The organism is Leptolyngbya cf. ectocarpi LEGE 11479, from assembly GCF_015207065.1.
Classification (GTDB): Bacteria; Cyanobacteriota; Cyanobacteriia; order Phormidesmidales; family Phormidesmidaceae; genus Leptothoe; species Leptothoe ectocarpi.
In genome coordinates this window covers 1-1,088 of sequence record NZ_JADEXP010000648.1, presented here as the reverse complement: position 1 = coordinate 1,088, position 1,088 = coordinate 1, and the positions used below count along the sequence as shown (strand labels likewise).

Below are 1,088 nucleotides of genomic sequence, written 5' to 3'. Positions count from 1 at the left end.
ATCGTTCCCTCAGTGAAATAATTGGCCGGGCCGCTCTGCTGAGCACTCGGGCAGAGGCTAGTCTGACCAAGACCCAAGGATTAACCCTGGATATCCTGACTCAGCTGCCGGATACTGGTTGTGCTGACTTGTCAGCTCGCAGCTGGCTAGACCACGGCAACATCAATAGTAACGGCCCGGTCCTAGACGATACCCTTCTGGCCGATCCCGCAATTCAGCAAGCGATTGCCAGTCAGGGGGACGTGAGCAAAGTCGTTGACGTGATCAACACCGATCGCTCCGTGGGGGCGCGGGTTTCTGGAACCATCGCCAAACAGTATGGCAATACCGGCTTTGCCGGCGCCTTGAACCTTACCTTTAAGGGCAGCGTTGGCCAGAGCTTTGGCGCCTTTAACCTGCCTGGCATGAATTTATGTCTGGTGGGTGAAGCCAATGACTATGTCGGCAAAGGCATGCACGGTGGTGAGCTGGTCATCACCCCATTTGAAGGAGTGCAGTATGACCCGTCTGAAAATGTGATTGTGGGCAACACCTGTCTCTACGGTGCTACCGGCGGTACCCTCTATGCCTTTGGGAAGGCGGGTGAGCGTTTTGCTGTACGAAACTCCAAGGGGCAAGCCGTGATTGAAGGGGCCGGTGACCACTGCTGCGAATATATGACGGGTGGTGTAGTTGTTTGCCTGGGTGGCGTGGGCCGCAATGTCGGGGCTGGCATGACCGGTGGGTTAGGGTACTTTCTCGATGAGCAGGGGGATTTCCCCACTCGGGTGAATCCTGAAATTGTTAAAGTACAGCGGGTCATTACCACCGCTGGTGCTCAGCAGCTGAAGGGCCTAATCAGTAACCATGCAGAGCGAACTGGCAGTACTAAGGCTGCGCGTATTCTGGCTGACTGGGATCGCTATCTACCTAAGTTCTGGCAGGTTGTGCCCCCATCTGAAGCGGAACGGGCTGAAACGCTAGATAGTTCGGAAACCGTTGTGGCGTCTGTTGGCTAGGTAGCCGAGTGTAGAGCGGACGATAGCTATCGTCCCAGCAGTGGAAAATGGCTATCTATGCTAGATAACTGTCCCACGAAAAATGTTGGC

The 1,088-nt window shown here is 55.1% G+C and carries 1 protein-coding gene; it reads left to right on the top strand.

Annotated features, from left to right (window positions below):
* The coding region (locus IQ260_RS30725; protein WP_456152061.1) for a GltB/FmdC/FwdC-like GXGXG domain-containing protein at positions 1 to 998 on the top strand (998 nt) is incomplete at its 5' end.
* Positions 999 to 1,088 lie beyond the last annotated feature (90 nt).